This window comes from Pseudemcibacter aquimaris, assembly GCF_028869115.1.
Classification (GTDB): Bacteria; Pseudomonadota; Alphaproteobacteria; order Sphingomonadales; family Emcibacteraceae; genus Pseudemcibacter; species Pseudemcibacter aquimaris.
The window spans coordinates 1,003,737-1,026,484 of record NZ_CP079800.1 but is presented as its reverse complement, the minus strand read 5'-3'; the positions used below and the strand labels follow the sequence as shown (position 1 = coordinate 1,026,484).

Below are 22,748 nucleotides of genomic sequence, written 5' to 3'. Positions count from 1 at the left end.
ATCAATAGTTCGAAAAATTCACATGGTGCAATTTGAATTTACCGTTACTGTCTTTCGAACAAATAAAGCTAACAGGACCGCGCATTAACACTTGTTTGCCATCACGAAAAACATCAAATTTCCAGATCGCCGCAACCACGGCAATATCACCGATGTAATCTGTTTCGATGTTTTCGAGCCATAATTTTGCCTCCGATTGTTTACCGCCAGGCACAAAGCCGAACCCTTTATGGTGTTCGATCATTTCTTCATAGCCCCTGATCAAACCTTCTTTTTCTGATGAAAAATAGGTCAGACTATCACTATTGATAAATAATTCATTCATTTGATCAAGATCGTATGTGTTCCAGAATTTCTGCCATTCTGCGATCACTGGCGGCGCATCATCCGCTGCAGTCGCATTGATAGTTTGTGCAAAAACTGCAAGCAGAAATGAAAGCGTAATTAAAATTGTTTTTTTCATAATAAAACCTTTTAAAATCAATATTTATTATTCACTAGAACTCAAGAATTGTTCGATACCCTCATCGGAATAGCCCATCAGCTTTCCAAAATCATATGCGATTTGTCTTCTGGCCTCACCAACATATTGGTCATTATCAAGAAGTGCTTGTTTACGTGCCTTTACGGCCAGATATTGATCAAGCACATCACCCATATAAAAAATGACAATCTCATCCCTTGAAAATGGGAATAGGTCCGTTTCCATTGGTGATGTTTCCCGGTAAACTTTAATCCCTAACCTTTTTGCGACAATTTCCAAATCAGGATAAATAATATCCATATCTGATGATGAAAAAGAAGTACTGACGGAAAGTGGTTTAATCCCCCCTTTAACGAATTCGCCAAAGCCACTTAACATTCCCAATTGATATGATCGCTCGTTGACCTCAAAACCACGGTCTTCTGTGTATTCCATATCTTTTTGTTCTGTGCATGAAATTAAAAAAATTGTGGATAAAAATATTACGATAGAATTTTTAATTAATGTCATTTTGTTCCCTCACTTATAAATTGTATAAAATATATAATTGTATGGAATTCAAAACATTACAACAAAAAAAGGACCGCTTGGTTTTCCAGCAGTCCTTTTAAAAAAGTATATTCAATTATTTTAGAGATCTCTATGCACTTTTTCGTAGCTTTCGTGCTTTTCTTGAGATTCAATTGTCATTGTGGCAATTGGGCGCGCCTGTAATCTTTTAAGGCTGATCGGCTCACCGCTTACTTCACAATAACCATATTCTTTTTCATTAATTCTATGTAGGGCAGCGTCAATTTTCATAATCAATTTTCTTTGACGATCGCGTGTACGAAGTTCAACAGACCAGTCCGTTTCCGCAGATGCTCTATCCGCGATATCTGGTTCTTTAAGGCTGTCTTCTTGTAAATGATTTAACGTTTCACGAGAATCGCTTAGGATTGAATCTTTCCACTCTACTAACTTAAGACGGAAATATTCTAATTGAAGATCATTCATAAACTCTTCTTTATCTGAAGGTTCATATCCTTCTGGTAATTCTACTGACATTATTTCCTCAATATTATTATTGCCCAATAAAGTGGAGACAACCTACTTAAGTACACTTGAAAATTCAAGCAATTTTATTTCAGAGCTTTATGAAGTTTTTTTGACGTCGATTCTAATAGTTTTTTAAGGGACTTAGCCCTGATACTCTAGTTTCGCGAGTTCGACCTTTGCACGCAGTTCGATATCGTTGATGATCTGAACCAGCGCGGGGTCAAGATTCTTTTCCCGCTGTTTCCCAAGCGCACTCACGATACGTGTCAGCCGTTCGCGCGGAATGGTTCCCAAAAGCAATCCGTGACGAATGGCTTCAAGATGATCCAGAAGTCCCTCTGCCCGCTCGATTGTTTTGGCTCTGCCATCTGTAGATGATGGCATTTCCTGTAATGACAGCAAACTATTTACAGAAGTAATCGGGGCGGTACCACTCATGCTGCCGGCTTCTTGGACCTCTTCTGTTGAACCAAGCGCCTTTTCAAACGCAACACCGTCAGCTTTTGACTTGCCTTTAGTTTTTTCAACTCTTCCTGTTGTAACGCGGCCTGGGCCTTTAATCTTCATAGTTTGATCTCAAGAATTAGAATCTGTATAATTATTTTTTAAATGCCAACTTATAAAAGTGTATCAAAATATAATTATCTTTCCACATAATAAGTAGAATTTATTAACAAAATTTTACTGGGCAATGCTTTCCCCACTATTAGGAAAAACTTTACCGCCCAAAGCATTTTTATATTCACCAAAAACCCAACACTTAAAAATATCTTTATTTTTCAATAACTTAAAACAATGACAAAAACTGGCACGATTTTCGCATAAAGATTTGTGAATAATTAAAAGAAATTTGACAAGTGGAAATGAAATGTTATCACGCGTTACCATATTAGCCAGAATGCTAACAAACCAATCATTTAAGATTGCATCCAGTATTAAAGGTGCGGCAAAGGCCGTTACAATCACAACAGGTGCATTATTAATATGCCTCACAACAACAAGTGCGAATGCAGAATCGCGCATCAAAGACCTTGTGTCATTTGAGGGCGTCAGAGAAAACCAACTTGTTGGTTATGGATTGGTTGTTGGCCTTAATGGCACAGGTGATACGTTAAGAAACTCGCCATTTACGGAACAAAGTATTATTGCCATGCTTGAACGAATGGGGGTTAACACCCGCGGCACAAACATGAAATCCGTTAATACAGCAGCCGTAATGGTCACAGCGAATTTAAGCGCATTTTCCCGCGTTGGATCCCGTGTCGATGTTAGTATTAGTTCAATTGGTGATGCACAGGATCTGCGCGGGGGAACTTTGGTCGTAACCCCCCTATTCGGTGCTGACGGTAATGTATATGCGGTTGCGCAAGGATCACTTCAAATTTCCGGTTTTACTGCCGGTGGTGCTGCAGAAACTGTTACACAGGGTGTACCAACAGCGGGTCGAATTCCAAATGGTGCCCTTATCGAACGTGAGCTTAACTATTCCTTGAATGATAACAGCAGCTTAAACCTATCTTTACGTAGTCCAGATTTCACAACAGCGCGCCGTATTTCATATGCTATTAATCAGCATATTGGCTCACCAGTGGCATCGCCGCTTGACCCAGCAACTGTGGAAATCACGGTTCCAGATAGTTATTCTGGCAATATGTTCTCTTTCATAACTGATATTGAACAGCTTAATGTTGATCCTGATCAACGGGCAAAAGTGGTGGTTGATGAACGGTCAGGCATTATTGTAATTGGCAGCGAAGTCAAGGTTAGTGAGGTTGCGATTGCCCAAGGAAACCTGACCATTCGGGTTACGGAAACACCACAGGTATCACAGCCTGGTGCCTTCGCAGAAGGTGGTGAAACACAGGTCGTACCAAGAACCGAGGTTGAAGTAGATGAAAGCGAAATAGGCAGAAAATTTGCCATTCTGGAATCTGGCGTTAATTTGCAAGACTTGGTGGACGGGCTAAATGCCCTTGGGATAAACCCGCGCGATATGATTGCTATTTTGCAAGCGCTTAAAGTTTCCGGTGCATTACACGCAGATATTGAGGTGATGTAAGATGGATATGAATTTTGCACAACTTCAACTTGGGAACATTAACCCAAACAGCAAGATTAAAAATCAAGCGCTCGCTGAACCCAAGACAGAACGAGAATTTGCAGCCAAAAAAGCGGCTGATGAATTTGAAGCAGTTTTTATTTCCCAAATGTTAAAAGGAATGTCGATCGGCATTAAAACAGACGGTCCATTTGGTGGCGGCCAATCAGAAGAAATATACCGTGACTTAATGAATGAAGAACTTGGTAAAACCATGACATCCAAGGGCGGTATCGGCCTTTCTGATGCCATTTACAGAGAAATCCTTAAATCACAGGAGGTAGGCGGATGACACAAGAACAATTGACACATGAGCATAATCCTGTTTCGACTTTAATTGAAATTACCAAGCAATTGACCTCGGTTCTAAACGAAGAAATGGAATGTTTAAAATCAAAGCGCCCTTCCGAAATTAAAGATTTGCAGGAACGCAAAAATATTTTGACCGCATCCTATTATAAGGAAATGAACACCATCAAATCAAATGGTGGTCTTGCGTCCGCTGGCAACGGTGAAATTGTCCGCACCCTGAAAAAGGTAAGCCGTTTTTTCCAGGAAACGCTGGAAAGACATACCCGCTATATTAAAGCAAAAAAAGAGCTTACCGAAAATATGATTAAGGAAATAAGCGAAGAAATTTCCAAGAAAAATGGAACAAACACCAAATATGGCCGCAATGCCAAGATGGCGAATAATTCAGTCGCCAGTCGCACGACAACTATGGCTATCAATCAAACAGTTTAATACGAACGCAAGCTCCAACTTGTCAACTTGGCTCTCGTGAGAATTCATTCTCACGGGGGCCTTTTTTTTATTGAATCTTAATACAACCGATGTTTCATAACGCACCCGATAATGCAATCTTTTCCTATATAGGCGGAATCTTTTTCACCTCTTCAAAAATACTAGTCGGAATCTTTTTCCCTTATACCGTTTTCGACAATAATCAATTCAATGCAATCAAAAATAATATTTTAAAATCAATTAGTTAACGAATTTTACAAAAACTGGCACGCTATTTGCAAAGTATATCAGCGGATACCAATAAAGGTATTGATTTAGTCAGAATGAATAAAAGAAAGAGGAGAGCAAAATGGGCTTTTCAGTTAATACAAACGCTAGTGCTTTAAGTGCACTACAAAATCTAAACGCAACAACAAAAAGTTTAGATGGAACACAAACAAGAATTAATACAGGTCTTCGCATTTCATCAGCGAAAGACAATGCTGCCGTTTACTCGATCGCTCAGCAACTACGTGCTGATCTTAGAGGTTATAATGCGGTAAAACAAAGTCTTGATCGTTCCATCAGTACAATTGATATCGCACTTGCTGCATCAAGTTCTATTTCGGATCTCTTGATCGAAATGAAAGAGAAAGCTGTTGCTGCGGCGGATGCTGGTCTAGATACGGACAGCCGTACGGCACTTGCGCAAGACTTTGAGGCACTTCGCGATCAAATCACAACCATCACAACAAATGCTGAATTTAACGGCACAAACCTTATTGATGGTGGTACTGATATCATCGTGGCAATTACAAGCCCTGATGCACAGCAAAAGATCACAATCGCACACGAAGATCTAACTCTTGGCGGTGGTAATGTTGATATTACTGCAACACAAACTATTGCCACTCTTACGGATGCCGTAGCAGCTGTAACTGATGTTGAAAACTCACTCGCAAACGTGAACGCTGTTCTTAATCGCTGTATCAATATCAGCCACAGCATCACTAGCATTTCCAGCAGTTGTAATATCACTGCCGTTAATTCCAAGTGCCGTCGCGTTTAGATCCTGTGCAGTAACAGTAATGTCACTGGAAGCATCCGCATTCACGATCGCAACAATATCATCAGTACCATCAAGTGAATTACGACCGTTAAATTCAGCGTTATTCACAATGGTATCAATTTGAGATAGCAATTGTTGATAATCATTATCCAATAGTGTTCTTGACGCTGTATCATTACCAGAATCTTTAGCTGCTACAGCCTTCTCTTTCATTTGAATAAGAAGGTCAGAAGCCGCTTCAGCACCAGCGATGGCAACATCAAGCGCACCAGTTGCACGATCAAGACTGGACGTTACAGCAGAAAGGCCGCCAAGTTCAGCACGTTGCTTTTGCGCGATCGCAAAAATAGACGCATCATCTTTGGCACCAGACACTTTAAGACCAGTGTTGATTTTGCTTTGTACAGCGTTAAGCTGCATATTGGTTTTGTTAAGATTTTGCAGGGCAACGAGTGCACCAGCATTTGTATTAACAGAAAAACCCATTTTAAATCTCCATTCTAGAGTTTAAGCGAGAGAGCGTTTTGCTCAATTTATCTTCAGTGGGACCTATAGTCCCACCGAAAACTTAATACTATTAACGGAAGAGTGATAGCACTGTTCCTGGGGCTTGGTTGGCAATTGAAAGCGCCTGCAAACCAAGTTGCTGCTTAACCTGCAACGATTGCAAGTTCGCACTTTCTCTAGCCAGATCGGCATCCACAAGGTTACCAATACCAACCTCAATAGCGTCTGATAGTTTCTCAACGAATGAGCCAACCACTTCAACACGTTTTGCGCCAGCACCAAGTGCTGATAGTGAGGTATTAACAGTATCGATCGCGTTTTCAATCGCAGTCAATGCAGTAGTTGCATCTGTTTCTGAATCAATAGTTGTATCATCAAGGTTCAGTGTAGTTGCTGTAAGATCTTGTGCAGCAACACTAATTTGACTTGATGCATCAGCATTCACGATTGCAACAATATCATCAGTACCATTAAGTGAATTACGGCCGTTAAATTCGGCGTTGTTCACGATAGTATTGATTTGAGCAACCAATTGCTGATAGTCATTGTCCAGAAGACCACGTGAAGTCGCGTCATTACCAGCATCCTTAGAAGCAACCGCCTTCTCTTTCATTTGAATTAGAAGATCGGAAACCGCCTCGGCACCAGCAATGGCAACATCAAGTGCACCTGTTGCACGATCAAGACTTGATTGTACAGCAGATAGACCACCAAGTTCAGCACGTTGCTTTTGCGCAATCGCGAAAATAGACGCATCGTCCTTGGCACCCGCCACTTTAAGACCAGTGTTAATTTTACTTTGCACAGTGTTAAGCTGTGCGTTAGTTTTGTTTAAGTTTTGCAGTGCTACGAGAGCACCAGCATTTGTATTTACGGAAAAACCCATACTAAATTCTCCATTCTAGAGCTGTTAAGAAGCATTTTGCTTCTTGGTTAAAATTAAACAGAATTACTGTGATATTTTTCATAATAATCCTCTTTATTTAAGCGGTCTCATCGACCACTAATCCTTCTGCTTCGCGATAATATGAAATTAATGCTAATATCTCTTCCGCAGGGAATTGAGAAACGACTTCACCAGATTTTTTATCGATGCCTTTATAAACAAAAAGTCCTGATCCATCATCCACATCAATACTCAATTTCGTATTGATTGATTTCAAGGATAAAGCCTTGTTTAAAATGGCTTCTGCTTGACTGATAAAGTCACCTTTACCTTTAGTTTCTTCAGCAAGAAGATTCTTTATGGTTTGGGCCTGGTCCGCTTTCGTCTCTTCAGGACGTGCTTCGGTTTTTTCAGTGGCTGCGCCACCTTCTCTTTTTTGAGGGGTGGCCGCTTGCTGAACAACACCAGCAACGGTAGCACCCGCGCCATATGTGTTTAATCCATCAACCATAATATCCTCTTTTGTTCCAACTTTAAGTCAACTTTGTTAAATACCCTGGTGAGGAATAGCCCCACCAGAATAATGTTCGATAATTTATCTGAAGAGTGAGAGCACTGTTCCAGGAGCCTGATTGGCAATAGATAGCGCCTGCAAACCTAGCTGCTGCTTCACCTGCAACGATTGCAAGTTCGCGCTTTCACGAGCCAAGTCTGCATCCACAAGATTACCAATACCAATTTCGATAGCGTCAGATAGTTTTTCAACGAACGATCCAACAACCTCGATACGTTTGGCACCAGCACCAAGCGCTGATAACGCTGAGTTAACCTGGTTAATCGCAGTATCAATTGCGTCAACAGCATCGCTTGCGCCGCCTGCTGTCGCAATAGTACCACCACTAACACCAAGAGAACTTGCATTTAGCCCTTGTGCAGTAACAGTAATATCACTGGAAGCATCAGCATTCACGATCGCTACGACATCATCAGTACCATTAAGCGAATTTCTGCCGTTAAATTCAGCATTATCAACAATTGTATCGATTTGTGATAACAGTTGCTAATAATCGTTATTCAACAGTGTTCTGGAAGCTGTATCATTACCAGAGTCCTTAGATGCTACCGCCTTCTCTTTCATTTGAATAAGAAGATCCGAAACAGCTTCGGCACCGGCAATCGCAACATCAAGTGCGCCAGTTGCACGATCAAGACTGGATTGTACTGCTGAAAGCCCACCAAGTTCTGCACGTTGTTTTTGCGCAATCGCAAAAATCGATGCATCATCTTTAGCACCAGATACTTTTAGACCAGTGTTAATCTTGCTCTGTACAGCATTGAGCTGCGAATTTGTCTTATTAAGATTTTGCAAAGCGACGAGTGCGCCTGCATTTGTATTTACGGAAAAACCCATACTACTTTCTCCATTCTAGAGCATATATATTAGAAGCGTTTTGCTTCTATAAGTTAGAGCCGATTTTATATCAGCCAGTTATTGTTAACAATCCTGTCATTCTGACAATCACTAACGGTGCAACATTACATTACAACCCGTTAACAATAAGTTAATGATTTTAACGAATCTGTCAATTATTTATAAAAATCTTTAAACATCAATAACTTAAAAGTTAACAAAATCATTTGAAAAGTTAATTTTATACTTTAATTGATGCACTAGATCCTGCCCGAGCTGCAGGATTATTGCCCGCCTCTGGTGCAGATGGTGCGGTTTGATTCCCTTGAGGTGTTGTCTGGTTTTGTCCAGCTGCATTGCGTTCTTGCATGGCGAGCCCTTCCATTACCGTTTTGTTCACATCAATGAGTGCTTGAATATCTTCATCTTCACGAATAATTTTTGAACTATGCTTCCCTACCCAAATAGAAAGCGAAATAATTTGTGCCCGAAGCATTTTCGGTAATTTATTTCCTTCAATCGCACAATCGGTTGCAAAAGTGGACCACATACGCCTGTTCCAGTGTAACGCATCATGAAGCTTTGGATCTGTTTTCTCAAGATCTTTAGCATCCATTAAGGCACGTGTCACTTCAACAAACAGTCGGTATTCGGTTTGCTGTGGCGATTCAGTTTTTTGTATCGATTGCTGATAAGGGTTACTCTTCATATGCCAATCTCGATTGCTCGTATTTGAATAGCTTTTTGCATTTCATTAACGCTTTATAAAATTCCCCGTCCATGACATCCTTACTGATTGCAACACAAAGTAATTTAGTTTCAGCATCTTCTACAACACTTAGAAACTCCGTCATTCGAAGAACAAATTGTTCATGATACTTTTTGTATCCATCCGGATCCATGTACATCAACATAATTGGGAAATATACATGCTTTACTGGTGTATCGACATCTTCAGCCAGTAAAATATCCTTTTCCCTTAAAAGTGATGCTTTATTTTGCAGGACTAATGTGCTTCGTCTGTCACCATTAACGATCACTGCCCCGTTAACGACGAACTTCTCTCCCGGTTTTAATGACAATTTTAAAGCCATTTATCTTTTATTCCTTTTAATTATTATCTTTTTACAAGATAATACACACTTATTGCCCATTTCACAATTAAATGGTTAATATTGTATGAACGCTACTTTTTATTAACTATATCATATGATTATTAAGTTAATTTTTTATATATAAAATTATAAGGCTATTATTATGGCAAAAAAACAGACTGGAAAATTAACAGCACCAAAAAACAGAGCCCAATACAATAAACAAGTAAGAATGGGCTTTAAACTTCATAAACAAGGTAAAAACCTGGAAGCTTTACAGTACTTTACATCCGCTTGGAAGTATGACGATACGGACGCAAAGGTTTCTATTGCTGTCGCCGACTGTCTTGCGAAAAACGGCAATAAGACTGCTTCCATGAATTTACTTGAACATGTGCTGCAAAAAAATCCAGATAACCCCAACATTGCATCCATATTGGGCAATACTGCACTTAGCCTAAATTATTTTGACCTGGCGTTAAAATTTCATAACCTTCATATGCAGTTAGAACCTGGTGAAATTGTTCCTTATAACAACTATGCCACCGCATTACGCGAAGCAGGACAACTAGATGAAGCCATTGACTTTTTAAAAGATGTTATTCCAATTTTCCCCGATAAAGATGCGCTCTGGAATACGTTAGGCGCTACCGTAGGCTTTCGAGATGGCCCTGGGCACGCTATCGTTTTTTATGAAGAAGCACTTAAAATAGACCCAAACAACAAACAGGTATTAAATAATATTGGACCAGCATATTATTCCGTTGGCGAATACAAGAAGGCTGAAGAAGCAGGTTTAAAAGCGTTAAAACTGGATCCAAATCAAGCTGACCCTAAGTTATTTTTATTTAATTTTTACGTCAAACAAAACCAATATGATAAAGCATGGGATTATTATAAAGGCAGAAAAACCCGTCTGCATTTTAATTATTCACTTAGATATCACGGCAAGCCGTATTGGAATGGCCAAGATTTAAAAGATAAAAAGATCCTTATTTTTGCCGAACAAGGGATTGGTGACGAAATTCAATTTGCTTGGCTTTATAATCAAGTTATTAAAGATGCAAAAAAAGTTGGTCTATCCTGTCAAGATAGGCTTGTAAATTTATTCAAATACAGTTTTCCAAATGCTGATGTTGGTAGTACAGTTTTTCTATTAAACAAAAAACTTGATTATAATATATATACTTGTCCAGACCTCGAAATAGAAGAATATGATTATTTATTTATGGCTGGTGATTTAATGGGCCAATATTGGCATAATAAAGAAGATATTCAAATAAATAACAAGCCTACTCTTAAACCTAACCCTGAAATTGTAGATAAATGGCAAATAGAAATTGAAAAACTGCCGCATGATATTTCTGTAGGCATTGCGTGGCGAAGTGGACTTCAATATGCAAAACGTGCCAGAAACTATGCAAGCATTCTTGACTGGGTTCCGTTCCTAAAGGAAAAAAATATTAATTTCGTCAATGTACAATATGGTGACTGCAAAGATGAACTGGAAGAACTGGAAAAAGAAACCGGCATTAAAATTCACCAAATAGAAGGCTTAGATTTAAAAAATGATATCGAAGGCACTACTGCGATGATGACATCACTTGATTTAGTGATGGGACCAGCATCAGCACCGCTTATGCAATCTGGTATGGCAGGTGTTGAAAGTTGGATTTTCTCAGCCGGCGATCCATGGTGGATTTTTCATGAAGAATACTTACCTTATCAAACAAATAAAAGAGTGCTTTTCAAAGGTATCAACGATCCGTGGCCGGAATTCATGGAAGAACAGGCACCAAAATTTCAAAAGTGGTTGAAAGATAAAAGAAAAGAAAAATAGCAACTTATTTTTTGTTGCTATATCGCTTCACAGATTCTTCAAGCCCTTCTTTTAGGGCTTTACCAATATCGCCACCGTCACCTTCAACACGGTCACGAATAACCACACGCATCGCATCAAGATGGGCTTTAATAATTTCAACGTGACTGTCTGATAAGCCGGACCCCCGTTGGGTGAAGTTATAAAGTCCTTCTGCGAAATCCGTGATCAACTGGTAACCAAACGTTCCACCCTGCCCGCGCATATCATGGGCGATGGCATTAATGCGTTCAAAATATCCTTTACGGTTAACATCATCATCGACACAGCGGCGAAATATTTCAAAAAGTTCATTGATCAACCCCATAACCCAATCCGGATACTCTTCTGCCATTTCCTGAAAGGCATCTTCCGCATCGGCAAGGACATCTTCGTCAAACTCGATGATTGCCCCAGGCTCAAGTGCAAGACCAGCGGTTTTTTCCTTGAGCTTATTTTTTAATCGGTAATATCTGACTTTTACGGCTGGCTTAGACATTGACGACCTCCACTTCTGGGCTATCATACGTGAATTTTCGGCGATCTTCGCCACTTATCGGAATGACCTGACGTCGTCTATCGGGGCCAAAATATGAATTTGTATGAACAAATTGGCGCTGCTTGAAGATGATAGAATAAAATTTATCCGCGAGCGCGTTCACAGAAAATGGTTTTGACATAAATTCTGTCACACCCATTTCACGAGCTTCCTGAACACGTTTTGGCTCAGAATACCCCGTCAACATAATGAACGGCTTAAACCTGTCGCTGGATTCTTTATGTCTTCTGATCCAACGAAGCAGCATCAATCCATTAACAGGACTCATTTCCCAGTCACTGATGATCACATCAACAGACATCATCCCTGCCTTCATTGGATTTTCATCAACAAGTTTCAGAAATTCAATTGCTTCTGCGCCATCATCCACTGATCGGACTGATTGAACGCCCAATACACGAATACTATTTACCAATAAAGAACGTACAAATGGACTGTCTTCAACAACAAGTACGCTTATTCTGCTAAGGTCAATACCGCTCATATTTTGATCCCGGTTTTTATTCTTTTTATTAATTTATCTATAAAACATTATTATGGTAAATAAAATATAAATAAGAAAAGTGATTTTCATAAAAAATTTTATCTGCCTGTTAATCATATATAAGTAATTGAAATTTAAATAATAGAACGCTAAGAAGACAGTGTGCTTGATGTAATATCAACCACCTGATAAAATATAAAAAAATCTTCCAACGACGGGCAATGTAAATGAGTGAAAATAAAGGCGCACGATCAAGACAGGTGGTCACGGCACACCCTTCTTCCGTCAAACACTCAAACACCAATGAGTTGCCGAAAAAATCATTCGTAAGAAATTGGCCAGTTACTCTATCTTCCTTACTATCGGTAATTTGGCTTTCAGTATGTATCTTTTATCTTGCAAATTCATCATATGAATTTGGTGGCAATATCGTCGAGATTGCATCACTTATCATGGGCGTATCCGCCCCAATAATTATCATTTGGATGATTTGCTTGGTTATTTTACGTATTAATCCAATCGAAGAAAACAGACGTGCCCTAGAAACGGGATTAGATCAATTATTAAGCCCTGTGGAAGTCACACAAGACCGCATAAATAAAGTTATTGAAAATATGCAGCAGGAAATTGAAAAAATTGATGCTGCTGGTGATCAGGCCACAGACAAGTTTAATTCACTGAAAGAACAGATTGAACAACTCTCTACCATTAGTGAAAATTCCATAAGCGGCATTGACGCGAGCGCAGATAACATTGCGAAAAAAGCCACTGCGATGGAAGAAGCCGTTAAATCTGTCACCGAAAAAAGCAAAAAAAGCATCACTGAAGCCAGCGAACATTATACTGAAACAGTTAATGAGCTAGGCAACATCACCGGAAAGATAGAAGAACAAATTACGCAAGGGCTTGATGACGTTCAAAACAATCTTTCTGAAAACACTAATGCAATGCGCGACAATATTTCTGAACACTTCCAGTCACTCGAAACGGAAGTCGATCAAGGAAACAGCCGGATGGGTGAATTGCTTTCTGGAAATCTTGATACTATTGAAACACATGTACGCGACACATTAAGCACCATTCAATCGCAGTCAGAAAAAATCGAAAGCACTCTCGAAGAAACCAAAAAGCATATTCAAGAACGATCAGATAGTCTTGGAAATGAACATCAGCTCTTTAAAGAATTCGCGAATGAATTCAGCACCCGAATTGAAGGCGCCGAAGAAGAATTTAACAAGCAACATAAAAACATTCTTTCTTGCGTAAATGTTATCGAAGACGGCCTTGCCGTTGCGATTGATAAGATGAACAATAATTCGACCCGACTTGGCGCGCACGGGCAAAAAATTATTGAAAATATTCTCTCACTTTCTGCTGATGTTAATGATCAAATCATTGATATTCAAAACCGTAGCAAAAATGGTATCCGCGAAATTGAAAACGCCAGCCTTAAGGCCAGTGAGAATCTGATTAATCAAGAAGAAAACACAACAAGCATCATCAATACTTGGTTAAATGCAGCGAACCATGTACGCCGTGAACATGCGGAAAATATGAAAAAACTTGAAACGATGCTTGAAGAAGTGGCGACCATTGAAAGAAGCACAGCAAAAAGCGTTCATTCATCAGAAGATAAAATTAAACGTATTTCAAATGACCTACTCCGCACTTCCGACCGCATTCACGTTGCATCCAACGCTGCCGTAGAGGCTGTAGAGGAAACCAATTATGCCCTTGACCAAAACGCTGAGAAATATCAGCAGATGATCAATGCCATCCAGTTTTCAAGTCAGAGCCTCGCCACAAATGCAGAGGCTATTGAAAAACGCTTAAAAAGAATTAATGCAGAAAGATTTTCCGACGTTTCAGAAAAAATCATGGAAAAGCTTCAATCCGGCTCAATTGATATCGCAAAATATTTGGATGGCGATATTCCGAAGGAATTATGGGATAAATATATTTCCGGTGATAAAAATCTGTTTATCCGCCGCATTAAAAAACACATCGGCAAGAAAACAACCGCGGAACTTCGAAAACATTATTTAGAAGATAGAGACTTCAGAATGAACACCGATAGCTTCTTACAATTATTCGAAGAAATGCTCGGTACGTTCACTGAAAATTCCGATGACCTATACCGTGAAACTTTAGTCACTTCTGATGTCGGCAAGGTTTATTTCGTTCTTGCTGATGCCACAGGTCGTTTAAATTCATAATGTTGAATTTTAAGCACATAGTCAGCACGACAATTATGTCTGCCTTTCTATTTTCATGTGGTACACCAGAAAACACAGAAACCGTCCAAAACCAGGATAACGACCCTGTAAACTTAAAACTGGCCAGCACATACCCAAGTACGCTTACTATACTGGGTACCATGGCTAAACGGTTTGAAGAACAAATAGCTATCATTTCAAACGGTAATATTACTTTCCGTTTTTTTGAACCGGGCGCGCTTTCACCACCGCTTGAAACATTTGACGCTGTATCATATGGCGCGCTTGATTCAGCATGGTCATCCCCCGGCTTCTGGAGCGGTAAGGTCCCTGCCCTCCAAACCTTTGCTGCCATTCCATTTGGCCCAGACGCACCAGAATATATGGCATGGTATTACGAAGGCGGCGGTAAAGAAATTTATGAAGATATTTACCACCAACATAACATCCACGGCATCATTTGCGGCATCAGCCCACCCGAAGCATCCGGCTGGTTTAAAGAAGAGATCAAAACCCTTGATGATCTTAAAGGTTTAAGAATGCGTTTCTTTGGCCTTGGTGCACGTGTGATGAGCAAACTTGGCGTTTCCACACAGTTACTCGCGACGGGTGATATATTCCCTGCGCTTGAACTGGGCGCCATTGACGCTACAGAATTTTCCGTACCTGCCGTAGATGAAAAGCTCGGTTTTGATAAGGTCGCGAAACATTATTATTTCCCCGGATGGCATCAACAATCCACATTTTTTGAATTGATGATTAATCTTGAAAAATGGGAAAGCCTATCCGATTTACAAAAAGCGCAAATCAATATGACATGCGGTGACAATATGCGTTTTGGCATTGCAAATGGTGAAGCCTTGCAAGCAGAAGCCATCAATAAATTGAAACAATCCGGAACAATCTTTCATGAATGGCCAGGTGAAATCATGCAAGCCTTTGAAGCCGCATGGTTAGAAGTCGCAGAAGAAGAAGCCGCAAAGGACCCGGATTTCAAACGCGCGTGGGAATCTTTACAAAGTTTCAGAGCATCATATAAATCTTGGAAAGATCTTGGGTATATTAAAGCGGACAATTGATCGGATATTAAAGGGATCATCTTACCTTGGGCGGTTTATGCTAATCGCACTGATGATCACGATCATTTTCGATGTTATTGGACGCCGTTTTATGAATACTGGCTCTGTGGCTTTACAAGAACTTGAATGGCATTTTCACGGCGCATTATTCCTTTTATGTCTTGGGTTTAATTATATTCAAGATGCACATGTTCGCGTTGATTTGTTCCGGGAAAACTTTTCTTATAAAACAAACCGTCTCATTGAAATTTGTGGATGTCTACTTTTTCTGATCCCTTATTCGGGTGTTGTGATATATTTCGGTATTGATTTTGCACTTAAATCCTATCTTGCCGGTGAAATGTCCGCAACATCCGATGGCTTAAGTTATAGATGGATCATCAAATCATTTTTACCACTTGGCTTTTTACTGCTTGGTCTTTCGGGTGTCTCTATTCTATTAAACCGAAAGGAAGTTTCAAATGATTGATTTGCTTCCTTTATTCATGTTTCCGGTATTGGCCATATTCCTTTTTTCCGGATACCCCGTTGCCTTTGTCCTTGGTGGTGTCGGATTGATGTTCGGCCTTATTGGTATGGGTTTTGATGTATTTAATTTTAAAGAATTTTTCTTGATCAATTCGCGTATTTTTGGCGGTGTCGTTGAAAATATCGTTCTGATTGCCATACCAATGTTTGTCTTTATGGGTTTAATCCTTGAACGTAGCGGCATTGCAAAAGAACTACTTCATAGTTTACAGGTCTTAACAAGACGCGCCCCAGGTGGGCTTGCGATGTCCGTGACCTTACTTGGAACCATAATGGCGGCAACAACCGGCATTATCGGTGCCAGTGTCGTGATGATATCATTAATGGCATTCCCGGCAATGCTTAAAGCCGAATATGACAAGAACTTCACAAGCGGCACCATTGCAGCTGCAGGAACGCTAGGGATATTAATCCCACCAAGCATCATGTTAGTGATCATGGGTGACCTTCTTTCCATATCTGTTACAGATTTATTTATGACGGCCCTTATACCCGGCTTAATGCTTGCGTCATTTTATCTGATTTACATAATATTCAAAAATCGCGGAACCCCTGCTCCGGAAAGCATTCAAGATAAAGAATACAACATTACCCAAATTCTTAATGGGTTTCTGCCAGCTGTCATTCTAATCTCGCTTGTTCTAGGATCAATATTCACTGGACTTGCAACCCCAACAGAAGCAGCCGGTGTCGGCGCATTTGGTGCATTGCTCCTTGCACTGATAAAAAAGAAGATGACCCGGGCAAAATTTTGGGAAACATGCGATGAGACCATCAATACCTCAGGCATGATTTTCGGTATTTTTGTTGGTGCAACCGCATTTTCATATGTGTTTCGGTCACTTGGTGGCGATGATCTGATTATTCATTTTATGAATAACTTTGATGGCGGGCCTTGGATTGTCATAAGCATCTTGATGATCCTCGTATTCATCCTTGGTTTCTTTTTTGACTGGATTGAAATCACATTGATTGTTTTACCGATTTTTGCACCAATCCTAAACGGACTTGATCTTGGTGGTCATGTTGAAACGGCGCAGGTTTTACCATGGTTTGCGATACTGGTTGCCATCAACTTGCAAACATCATTCCTGACGCCACCGTTTGGATTTGCCCTCTTTTATATGAAGGGGGTCGCGCCAAAAGAGATTAGAATGCAAAATATTTATAAGGGGGTAATCCCTTATATCATTATTCAATTAATCGGATTATTGCTGATTATGGCTTTTCCGGCAATCGCGCTTTGGTTGCCAACATTACTTAATCAATAAGATTAAATCTCGTCGCTTCCAACAATCTGCGTTAGGAAATATTCAAACGTTTCTTCATCAACAGAAGTTTCACATTGAGTGATAATACGTTCCACCATACGGCTTTTATATCTTTTTGGGTCTTCCGCTGCAGTTGATGACATTTCTTTTGCAACTTCCAGTGCCACTTCAATCACGGGCAACAGATCAGGTGAAAATTCACATTTTTCATAAATCGCCTTAAGGCCCAAATCACCACGGTCATGAATAAGTTGATACGCGTTACCAATCGGAATATCTGCAAGTTTTGCCAAGGCTGCTTCAAAGAAAATCACATCACCAGCACATAATGCACGGAAAATCAGTGTTTCTGTTAATCTGCCATTGTTATAAAGCTGATCAACAAAATTACCGAAATCCATTTCCGCTTTTGTACCATCGTGAATAAGGTTTGCTGTCGCACGTTCACGGGCATTAAAGAATAGATCCATCAATGTGTCTTCTGACATTTCATGATGGGTCACAAGGTGATCACGAACTTGCTCGGAAACAAGGTTTACCAAGCGCTCAGTCACGCTTAAAGGTAACTGCGCACGTTGTGCCATTGATTCATTAACGCGTTCATCTTCGCCGTATTTATCGAGGGCTTTACCAAGTGTATCTTCCTGTACGTCGGCACCTTCGTTTTTCATAAGTGTTGCTACGACTTCGGCATCGGCGCTATTCTCAACAAGGCTATCGGCCAAATCTGATGAAACATTTGCACGGTTCGCGATTGCTTGCTGTGAATCGCTATCTTGGCTTTGAATAATTTCCAGCAAGTCTTCGTCCGTAAGAACTTCTGAAAATTCAAGCATTGGCATAGATACTTCTTTGACATCATTGGCAAGCGTCACCGCAACATCATGTGGAATACTATCAGAACTTTTAAGACTTTCTGAAAGAGCTTCGCGAACACGTACTTCCGCGTCCTTCACCATAATCTTAAAAATTTCTTCCGCAATTTTTCGTTCTTCAGCGCTTAAATTCCCGGCTGTGAATTGCTCACTAACCTTGGTCGCAGCAACAGCGCGATTTTCTGCGGTTGGTTCGGAAAGAAGTCGTGCTACATCAGAACTGTCAAGATTTCCTGCCATAAAAAAAGGTGCCTTTAATCACTGTGTTAAACCCAAAACGAATCTAACCAAAAAATATTTATTCGAATGCTCCATTTATAAAATGGAAATAGTTAAACTCCCGTTAATTTAACAGGTTATGGAAATGAAAGCTACTGCTATAAAATAAAATGATATAATATAACATATTGATTTCAATCGCTTTTACCCGTTTAAGATAAATCGTCACAATTCCGCCTTAAAAAATTGTATAAAATTCCCCTGTGAAAATAAGGCGAAATAACGCAGTTTTTAACGATTTAAATTGTGGAATGAAGATTTTTTTGCTATGGCATGCCATGAATTATTTAGTAGAAGCCAAAGGGACTTGAAATGAAAAATATTTTAAAAGTTTTCAGTGTAGCAGTAGTAAGTTGTGTAATTTTACCGCTAACATCACATGCAGAAGGTGATATTGCGAGCGGCGAAACAATTTTTAATAAAAAATGTAAAGTTTGTCACACAACAGCAAAAGGTGACAAAGCAAAAGTTGGTCCAAACCTTTGGGGCATTCATAGCAAAAAAGCCGGTCAATTCGAAGGTTACAAATATTCAAAAGGTATCCTTGCAGCTGACCTTACATGGGATGATGCAACACTTGATGCATATCTAACAAAACCAAGAGACGTTGTTAAACGTGGTAAAATGGTTTTTGCTGGTCTTCGTAAGGAAAAAGAGCGTCAAGATATGATCGCATATCTGAAAACATTACAAGATTAATAACCTAAATTTAATTTTTAGGTTATAATGTAGACCTTGTCACAAGACACAATCAGACACAAAGGCACTAAAAATGAATAAGCAGGTAAGAAATAAAGCGATCGCGAAAGCCCGAGTTAGGGACACGCAAGCGGAATTTGTTAAAAAAATGATCATTGGTCTTTTTTCGACTTTGATTATTGCTGCAATTTTCATTTTTGGCGGAAACGCCCATGCTGATAATAAAGATCCAGCTGAACAGGAAAAAGCACGTCAATTTATAGAAGCCTTTTCCGAGCGTGCAATCGGTGTTCTAAACAATAAAGAACTAACCGATGCAGAAACACTGGCTGAGTACCGTTCTATTTTGAACGAGTCATTTGCCTTGCCATATATTGCGCGCCTAAGCCTTAGCCGTCACCGTAAAAAAGCAACCGAAGAAGAGCTTGCTGAATATAACAAGCTCTTCCCTGAATTTATTCTTAAAGTCAATTCTACCCGTTTGAAAAAATTGGATACGACCAAGCTTGAAATCGATAAAGTGACACCGCATGCAAAAGCGGATATCTTTATTCGTACCAAAGCCTTTAATTCTGAGAATAAATCAATTGATGTTGACTGGCGTGTCAGAAGCGACAAAAACGGTAATGTTAAAATTATCGATGTAAAAATCGAAGGTATCAGCCTTGTGGCGACACAACGTGATGATTTTACATCACGAATAACAAGCAGTGGCATCAGCGGTCTTAATCAATATATGAGAGATATTATTGATGGAACCACTTTTGCTGAAGAAACAGCGTCCTAATATTATTCAGGATCTATGAGAGGGAAAAACCATGACTGATGGTCAATTATATTTAGTATTTGGTGGTAAAGTATCCGACCCGCGCACAACAGATTTCGTTGATGCGTCCGAACTTGACACAGTAGGCATTTACCCAACCTACGAAGAAGCCAAGAATGCCTGGAAAGGCGCCAGCCAATCAAAGGTTGATGATGCAATGACAAAGTATGTTGTTGTGTGTCTTGATAAGCTTCTTTATCCAGAAGACGAATAGAAATAAATTCGATAAGGCATCCTAACAGGGTGCCTTTTTTATTTATTATGACTTTATCACCGGACAAATATTTAAAGGAACTATTCCAGTTTGCCGTTCGGTGTAGCCACCCCAAAACACTTCTAAAAAAACATCTTCCCGAGAATACGAATGATCCCGTAACCATTATCGGTGCCGGCAAAGCAGGTGCAGCAATGGCACAAGCCTTTGAAAGTGTTTGGAAGGGCCCAATTTCAGGGACCGTTGTTGTGCCGCACGGGCAAGCAGTAGAATGTAATTACATTGATATTATTCAGGCATCCCATCCTGTTCCGGATCAAAACTCGGTCATAGCATCCGAAATCATCTTGAATAAAACACGTGGTCTAACGGATAAGGACACGGTATTTGCTTTAATTTCTGGTGGCGGTTCATCATTGTTATGCTCACCCACAGACAAGATATCGTTAGACGAAAAACAGCTGGTCAATAAACAACTATTAAAATCCGGCGCATCCATTGATGAAATGAATATTGTAAGAAAGAAACTATCGAATATTAAAGGTGGGAAATTATTATCTCATATTCATCCGGCGAAGTTACGCACACTTGCTATTTCTGATGTTGTTGGCGATGACCCGACGACAATCGCATCCGGCCCCACGGTTCCGGATCATTCAACCAACCAAGATGCCCTTCAAATTATTCGGAAATATATAATTGATATCCCCGAAAGTGTGAAAAATCACTTATCTAGTGATGAAGCAAGCCCTGATCATTCAACATATAATTATGACTATTCGGTAATTGCTTCGGCGCGAATAATGTTGAAAAATGTGCAGGAAAAAATCGAAAATGATGGATTTAATTGCATTAATCTTGGCGAACTTGATGGTGATGCAAAATCGCTTGGATTTAAACATGCTGAAATGGCAATGGCCTTAATCCCCGAAAAACCAACGATTATAATTTCCGGCGGCGAAACCACGGTTAAAGTCATCGGAAATGGTAAGGGCGGCAGAAATTCTGAATATTTATTAGGGCTATTCTCAAAGCTTTCCAACAGCAATAACATTTATGCCTTATCTGCGGATACAGACGGCATTGACGGCATGATGGATAATGCTGGTGCCTATTTCTTGCCCGGTGATATAGGTCGTGATGGTCTTGCACCAGAAAGCTATCTTAATAACAACGATAGCTATTCATTTTTCAAAAAAATGGACCGGCTGATTATAACCGGCCCAACACATACAAATGTGAATGATTTTAGGGCAATATACATCGCCCCTAAATAACGAATTATCCCGTTATATCCTTGATCGCCGCAGCAAGTTTATCGCAGTCCGCGCGTGAATTATAAAGCGACGGGCTAACACGAATGGCGCTTCCTTTCGCAAGACCGCCAATCGCCACGGTAAAGATACCATACTTTTCATGAAGCATTGTCATAAGTTCCGCGTTATCTTCGTATGATGTTTTGCCTTTAATCCTGAAAGACGTGATCGCCGCATACATATTTTCATCATCCGGCGTCAGTATTTCTACTTTGTCATTCCCCCTCACCTGACTAACCCACTGGTTCCTTAAGGCACGAAGACGTCCTTCGATATTGCGCTGTCCTATGCCCTCACGAAAATCAAGCGCATCTGGAATGGTTAGCACCGATGCAAAATTCACAGTACCTGTGTGAATTCTTGTTCTGACATTATCATTTTCCGGGCCCGCTTCACCGCGTAATGGATCAATATCAAGCACGCGGTTCTTGCGAATATATAAAAGCCCAACACCAAGCGGCACGCCAATCCATTTGTGCATATTAAAGCCGCAGAAATCGACACCTAAATCCTGAAAATCAAAATCAAACTGTCCCCAAGAATGGGCCGCATCCAACAGTACATCCACGCCACGCCCCTTTGCCATCGCGGTAATTTCCTTGACCGGGTTAATGATACCCGTGCGGTTACTGACGTGTGTAAGCAAGATCATTTTACATTTCGGATGATCGTTCAATGCCCGTTCATAAGCATCAATCATATCTTGTTTTGATGCTGGTTCAGGTGCAGCGATTTCAACAACATTTACGCGGCGATATTTTTTCAAATAACGCATTTCGGATTGCATTGCGCCATAATCCTGATCCGCATAAATAACCGTATCGCCCTCGTTAAGTTTGTTATAACCGTTAATCAGACTAGACATTGCCTCTGTCGCGTTGCGGGTTAATACAAGTTCATCTTCACCAACCCCAAGTTTTTTAGCAATACGAGCGATGATTTTATTATAATCACCACGATATTCGCGCCTAACGTAATAGGTACTATTGGAATTAATGAAATGCGTATTACGGATATAGGCCTGCGTCACCGGTATGGACATGATCCCCCAATATCCCGCTTCCATATTGGTTATTTTATCAGTTACTTCATATTGTTTTCTGATGAAATTCCAATAATCCTCGTCTTCCGGGCTGCGGTGCGTGGCCGCAAGGCTCATCATTGGTGTTGCGGCCATTGATGCACCCGCGAGTGCGGCTGAAGCCGTTAGAAACTGTCTTCTATCCATTACTAT

General features: G+C 40.1%; 26 protein-coding genes and 1 pseudogene. 13 read left to right on the top strand and 14 right to left on the bottom strand.

Annotation, left to right across the window (positions count from 1 at the left end; all coding sequences use genetic code 11):
• Position 1: 1 nt before the first annotated feature.
• The 4 genes from KW060_RS05065 to KW060_RS05050 form a co-directional block, all read right to left on the bottom strand.
• Positions 2-463 (bottom strand): YybH family protein, encoded by a 462-nt coding sequence (locus tag KW060_RS05065; protein WP_249035290.1) that lies wholly within the window; start codon positions 461-463, stop codon positions 2-4.
• Positions 464-490: 27 nt separating this feature from the next.
• Complete coding sequence (locus tag KW060_RS05060) at positions 491-994, bottom strand: hypothetical protein (RefSeq protein WP_249035289.1); 504 nt, start codon at positions 992-994, stop codon at positions 491-493.
• A gap of 120 nt (positions 995-1,114) precedes the next feature.
• Entirely contained in the window at positions 1,115-1,531 is a 417-nt protein-coding gene (gene dksA, locus KW060_RS05055; protein WP_249035288.1) for an RNA polymerase-binding protein DksA, read from the bottom strand.
• Between the two features lie 132 nt (positions 1,532-1,663).
• Entirely contained in the window at positions 1,664-2,089 is a 426-nt protein-coding gene (locus KW060_RS05050; RefSeq protein WP_249035287.1) for a flagellar assembly protein FliX, read from the bottom strand.
• A gap of 301 nt (positions 2,090-2,390) precedes the next feature.
• Between KW060_RS05050 and KW060_RS05045 the strand changes: the two genes are divergently transcribed.
• The 4 genes from KW060_RS05045 (at position 2,391) to KW060_RS05030 (ending at position 5,412) form a co-directional block, all read left to right on the top strand.
• Entirely contained in the window at positions 2,391-3,581 is a 1,191-nt protein-coding gene (locus KW060_RS05045; protein ID WP_249035286.1) for a flagellar basal body P-ring protein FlgI, read from the top strand.
• A 1-nt stretch (position 3,582) separates the two neighbouring features.
• Entirely contained in the window at positions 3,583-3,912 is a 330-nt protein-coding gene (locus tag KW060_RS05040) for a rod-binding protein (protein WP_249035285.1), read from the top strand.
• Positions 3,909-4,364 carry a hypothetical protein gene (locus KW060_RS05035; protein WP_249035284.1) on the top strand — a complete coding sequence of 152 codons (456 nt, stop codon included), beginning with the start codon at positions 3,909-3,911 and terminating at the stop codon, positions 4,362-4,364. Before KW060_RS05040 ends, KW060_RS05035 begins: the two co-directional genes overlap by 4 nt.
• Positions 4,365-4,713: 349 nt before the next feature.
• Positions 4,714-5,412 carry a flagellin gene (locus tag KW060_RS05030; RefSeq protein WP_249035283.1) on the top strand — a complete coding sequence of 233 codons (699 nt, stop codon included), beginning with the start codon at positions 4,714-4,716 and terminating at the stop codon, positions 5,410-5,412.
• Here KW060_RS05030 and KW060_RS05025 read toward each other — a convergent pair.
• The 6 genes and pseudogenes from KW060_RS05025 to flbT all read right to left on the bottom strand — a co-directional run bounded on the left by KW060_RS05025 (position 5,296) and on the right by flbT (position 9,310).
• The gene (locus tag KW060_RS05025) at positions 5,296-5,898 is read right to left on the bottom strand and encodes a flagellin (RefSeq protein WP_249035282.1); all 603 of its coding nucleotides are present in this window, start codon (positions 5,896-5,898) and stop codon (positions 5,296-5,298) included. The genes KW060_RS05030 and KW060_RS05025 overlap by 117 nt on opposite strands.
• A gap of 91 nt (positions 5,899-5,989) precedes the next feature.
• Positions 5,990-6,805 carry a flagellin gene (locus tag KW060_RS05020; RefSeq protein ID WP_249035281.1) on the bottom strand — a complete coding sequence of 272 codons (816 nt, stop codon included), beginning with the start codon at positions 6,803-6,805 and terminating at the stop codon, positions 5,990-5,992.
• 97 nt (positions 6,806-6,902) lie between these two features.
• A complete protein-coding gene (locus tag KW060_RS05015; RefSeq protein ID WP_249035280.1) occupies positions 6,903-7,316 on the bottom strand; it encodes a flagellar protein FlaG in 414 nt (137 codons plus the stop codon).
• Between the two features lie 84 nt (positions 7,317-7,400).
• Positions 7,401-8,216 (bottom strand): annotated as a pseudogene (locus tag KW060_RS15905) (flagellin).
• A 241-nt stretch (positions 8,217-8,457) separates the two neighbouring features.
• Positions 8,458-8,925, bottom strand: a complete 468-nt coding sequence (gene flaF / locus KW060_RS05000; protein WP_249035277.1) for a flagellar biosynthesis regulator FlaF — start codon at positions 8,923-8,925, stop codon at positions 8,458-8,460.
• The gene (flbT, locus tag KW060_RS04995) at positions 8,915-9,310 is read right to left on the bottom strand and encodes a flagellar biosynthesis repressor FlbT (RefSeq protein ID WP_249035276.1); all 396 of its coding nucleotides are present in this window, start codon (positions 9,308-9,310) and stop codon (positions 8,915-8,917) included. The genes flaF and flbT overlap by 11 nt, the downstream gene beginning before the upstream one ends.
• 163 nt (positions 9,311-9,473) lie before the next feature.
• On the opposite strand from flbT, the gene KW060_RS04990 reads away from it, so the two are divergent.
• Positions 9,474-11,150, top strand: coding sequence for a tetratricopeptide repeat protein (locus KW060_RS04990; protein WP_249035275.1), 1,677 nt, complete (start codon positions 9,474-9,476; stop codon positions 11,148-11,150).
• A 4-nt stretch (positions 11,151-11,154) separates the two neighbouring features.
• Here KW060_RS04990 and KW060_RS04985 read toward each other — a convergent pair whose 3' ends face one another.
• Entirely contained in the window at positions 11,155-11,667 is a 513-nt protein-coding gene (locus tag KW060_RS04985) for a hypothetical protein (protein ID WP_249035274.1), read from the bottom strand.
• The gene (locus tag KW060_RS04980; RefSeq protein ID WP_249035273.1) at positions 11,660-12,211 is read right to left on the bottom strand and encodes a response regulator; all 552 of its coding nucleotides are present in this window, start codon (positions 12,209-12,211) and stop codon (positions 11,660-11,662) included. Before KW060_RS04980 ends, KW060_RS04985 begins: the two co-directional genes overlap by 8 nt.
• A 227-nt stretch (positions 12,212-12,438) precedes the next feature.
• On the opposite strand from KW060_RS04980, the gene KW060_RS04975 reads away from it, so the two are divergent.
• From KW060_RS04975 to KW060_RS04960, 4 genes are read left to right on the top strand one after another with little or no spacing between them, the layout of a single operon-like run.
• A complete protein-coding gene (locus KW060_RS04975) occupies positions 12,439-14,427 on the top strand; it encodes a coiled-coil domain-containing protein (protein ID WP_249035272.1) in 1,989 nt (662 codons plus the stop codon).
• A gap of 35 nt (positions 14,428-14,462) precedes the next feature.
• Positions 14,463-15,506: a TRAP transporter substrate-binding protein gene (locus tag KW060_RS04970; protein WP_249035271.1), complete on the top strand. Its 1,044-nt coding sequence runs from the start codon at positions 14,463-14,465 to the stop codon at positions 15,504-15,506.
• A 37-nt stretch (positions 15,507-15,543) separates the two neighbouring features.
• The gene (locus tag KW060_RS04965) at positions 15,544-15,975 is read left to right on the top strand and encodes a TRAP transporter small permease subunit (RefSeq protein ID WP_249035270.1); all 432 of its coding nucleotides are present in this window, start codon (positions 15,544-15,546) and stop codon (positions 15,973-15,975) included.
• On the top strand, positions 15,968-17,305 hold the full coding sequence (locus KW060_RS04960; protein WP_249035269.1) for a TRAP transporter large permease: 1,338 nt from the start codon (positions 15,968-15,970) through the stop codon (positions 17,303-17,305). The genes KW060_RS04965 and KW060_RS04960 overlap by 8 nt, the downstream gene beginning before the upstream one ends.
• A 2-nt stretch (positions 17,306-17,307) precedes the next feature.
• Here the strand turns inward: KW060_RS04960 and spbR are convergent, their stop codons facing one another.
• Positions 17,308-18,420, bottom strand: coding sequence for a SpbR family protein (gene spbR / locus KW060_RS04955; protein ID WP_249035268.1), 1,113 nt, complete (start codon positions 18,418-18,420; stop codon positions 17,308-17,310).
• A gap of 351 nt (positions 18,421-18,771) precedes the next feature.
• Between spbR and KW060_RS04950 the strand changes: the two genes are divergently transcribed.
• The 4 genes from KW060_RS04950 to KW060_RS04935 all read left to right on the top strand — a co-directional run bounded on the left by KW060_RS04950 (position 18,772) and on the right by KW060_RS04935 (position 21,475).
• The gene (locus KW060_RS04950) at positions 18,772-19,158 is read left to right on the top strand and encodes a c-type cytochrome (protein ID WP_249035267.1); all 387 of its coding nucleotides are present in this window, start codon (positions 18,772-18,774) and stop codon (positions 19,156-19,158) included.
• Between the two features lie 73 nt (positions 19,159-19,231).
• Positions 19,232-19,945 carry an MlaC/ttg2D family ABC transporter substrate-binding protein gene (locus tag KW060_RS04945; protein WP_249035266.1) on the top strand — a complete coding sequence of 238 codons (714 nt, stop codon included), beginning with the start codon at positions 19,232-19,234 and terminating at the stop codon, positions 19,943-19,945.
• Between the two features lie 31 nt (positions 19,946-19,976).
• Positions 19,977-20,198, top strand: a complete 222-nt coding sequence (locus tag KW060_RS04940; protein ID WP_249035265.1) for a DUF4170 domain-containing protein — start codon at positions 19,977-19,979, stop codon at positions 20,196-20,198.
• A 47-nt stretch (positions 20,199-20,245) separates the two neighbouring features.
• The gene (locus tag KW060_RS04935) at positions 20,246-21,475 is read left to right on the top strand and encodes a glycerate kinase type-2 family protein (RefSeq protein ID WP_249035264.1); all 1,230 of its coding nucleotides are present in this window, start codon (positions 20,246-20,248) and stop codon (positions 21,473-21,475) included.
• A gap of 4 nt (positions 21,476-21,479) precedes the next feature.
• On the opposite strand, the gene KW060_RS04930 is transcribed toward KW060_RS04935, so the two are convergent.
• Positions 21,480-22,742, bottom strand: coding sequence for an aminotransferase class V-fold PLP-dependent enzyme (locus KW060_RS04930; protein WP_249035263.1), 1,263 nt, complete (start codon positions 22,740-22,742; stop codon positions 21,480-21,482).
• Between the last annotated feature and the right edge of the window lie 6 nt (positions 22,743-22,748).

Bases quoted from the DNA above. Each gene is read 5' to 3' on its own strand.
- KW060_RS05065 (WP_249035290.1), bottom strand. From the start codon at position 463: ATGAAAAAAACAATTTTAATTACGCTTTCATTTCTGCTTGCAGTTTTT.
- KW060_RS05060 (WP_249035289.1), bottom strand. From the start codon at position 994: ATGACATTAATTAAAAATTCTATCGTAATATTTTTATCCACAATTTTT.
- dksA (WP_249035288.1), bottom strand. From the start codon at position 1,531: ATGTCAGTAGAATTACCAGAAGGATATGAACCTTCAGATAAAGAAGAG.
- KW060_RS05050 (WP_249035287.1), bottom strand. From the start codon at position 2,089: ATGAAGATTAAAGGCCCAGGCCGCGTTACAACAGGAAGAGTTGAAAAA.
- KW060_RS05045 (WP_249035286.1), top strand. From the start codon at position 2,391: ATGTTATCACGCGTTACCATATTAGCCAGAATGCTAACAAACCAATCA.
- KW060_RS05040 (WP_249035285.1), top strand. From the start codon at position 3,583: ATGGATATGAATTTTGCACAACTTCAACTTGGGAACATTAACCCAAAC.
- KW060_RS05035 (WP_249035284.1), top strand. From the start codon at position 3,909: ATGACACAAGAACAATTGACACATGAGCATAATCCTGTTTCGACTTTA.
- KW060_RS05030 (WP_249035283.1), top strand. From the start codon at position 4,714: ATGGGCTTTTCAGTTAATACAAACGCTAGTGCTTTAAGTGCACTACAA.
- KW060_RS05025 (WP_249035282.1), bottom strand. From the start codon at position 5,898: ATGGGTTTTTCTGTTAATACAAATGCTGGTGCACTCGTTGCCCTGCAA.
- KW060_RS05020 (WP_249035281.1), bottom strand. From the start codon at position 6,805: ATGGGTTTTTCCGTAAATACAAATGCTGGTGCTCTCGTAGCACTGCAA.
- KW060_RS05015 (WP_249035280.1), bottom strand. From the start codon at position 7,316: ATGGTTGATGGATTAAACACATATGGCGCGGGTGCTACCGTTGCTGGT.
- flaF (WP_249035277.1), bottom strand. From the start codon at position 8,925: ATGAAGAGTAACCCTTATCAGCAATCGATACAAAAAACTGAATCGCCA.
- flbT (WP_249035276.1), bottom strand. From the start codon at position 9,310: ATGGCTTTAAAATTGTCATTAAAACCGGGAGAGAAGTTCGTCGTTAAC.
- KW060_RS04990 (WP_249035275.1), top strand. From the start codon at position 9,474: ATGGCAAAAAAACAGACTGGAAAATTAACAGCACCAAAAAACAGAGCC.
- KW060_RS04985 (WP_249035274.1), bottom strand. From the start codon at position 11,667: ATGTCTAAGCCAGCCGTAAAAGTCAGATATTACCGATTAAAAAATAAG.
- KW060_RS04980 (WP_249035273.1), bottom strand. From the start codon at position 12,211: ATGAGCGGTATTGACCTTAGCAGAATAAGCGTACTTGTTGTTGAAGAC.
- KW060_RS04975 (WP_249035272.1), top strand. From the start codon at position 12,439: ATGAGTGAAAATAAAGGCGCACGATCAAGACAGGTGGTCACGGCACAC.
- KW060_RS04970 (WP_249035271.1), top strand. From the start codon at position 14,463: ATGTCTGCCTTTCTATTTTCATGTGGTACACCAGAAAACACAGAAACC.
- KW060_RS04965 (WP_249035270.1), top strand. From the start codon at position 15,544: ATGCTAATCGCACTGATGATCACGATCATTTTCGATGTTATTGGACGC.
- KW060_RS04960 (WP_249035269.1), top strand. From the start codon at position 15,968: ATGATTGATTTGCTTCCTTTATTCATGTTTCCGGTATTGGCCATATTC.
- spbR (WP_249035268.1), bottom strand. From the start codon at position 18,420: ATGGCAGGAAATCTTGACAGTTCTGATGTAGCACGACTTCTTTCCGAA.
- KW060_RS04950 (WP_249035267.1), top strand. From the start codon at position 18,772: ATGAAAAATATTTTAAAAGTTTTCAGTGTAGCAGTAGTAAGTTGTGTA.
- KW060_RS04945 (WP_249035266.1), top strand. From the start codon at position 19,232: ATGAATAAGCAGGTAAGAAATAAAGCGATCGCGAAAGCCCGAGTTAGG.
- KW060_RS04940 (WP_249035265.1), top strand. From the start codon at position 19,977: ATGACTGATGGTCAATTATATTTAGTATTTGGTGGTAAAGTATCCGAC.
- KW060_RS04935 (WP_249035264.1), top strand. From the start codon at position 20,246: ATGACTTTATCACCGGACAAATATTTAAAGGAACTATTCCAGTTTGCC.
- KW060_RS04930 (WP_249035263.1), bottom strand. From the start codon at position 22,742: ATGGATAGAAGACAGTTTCTAACGGCTTCAGCCGCACTCGCGGGTGCA.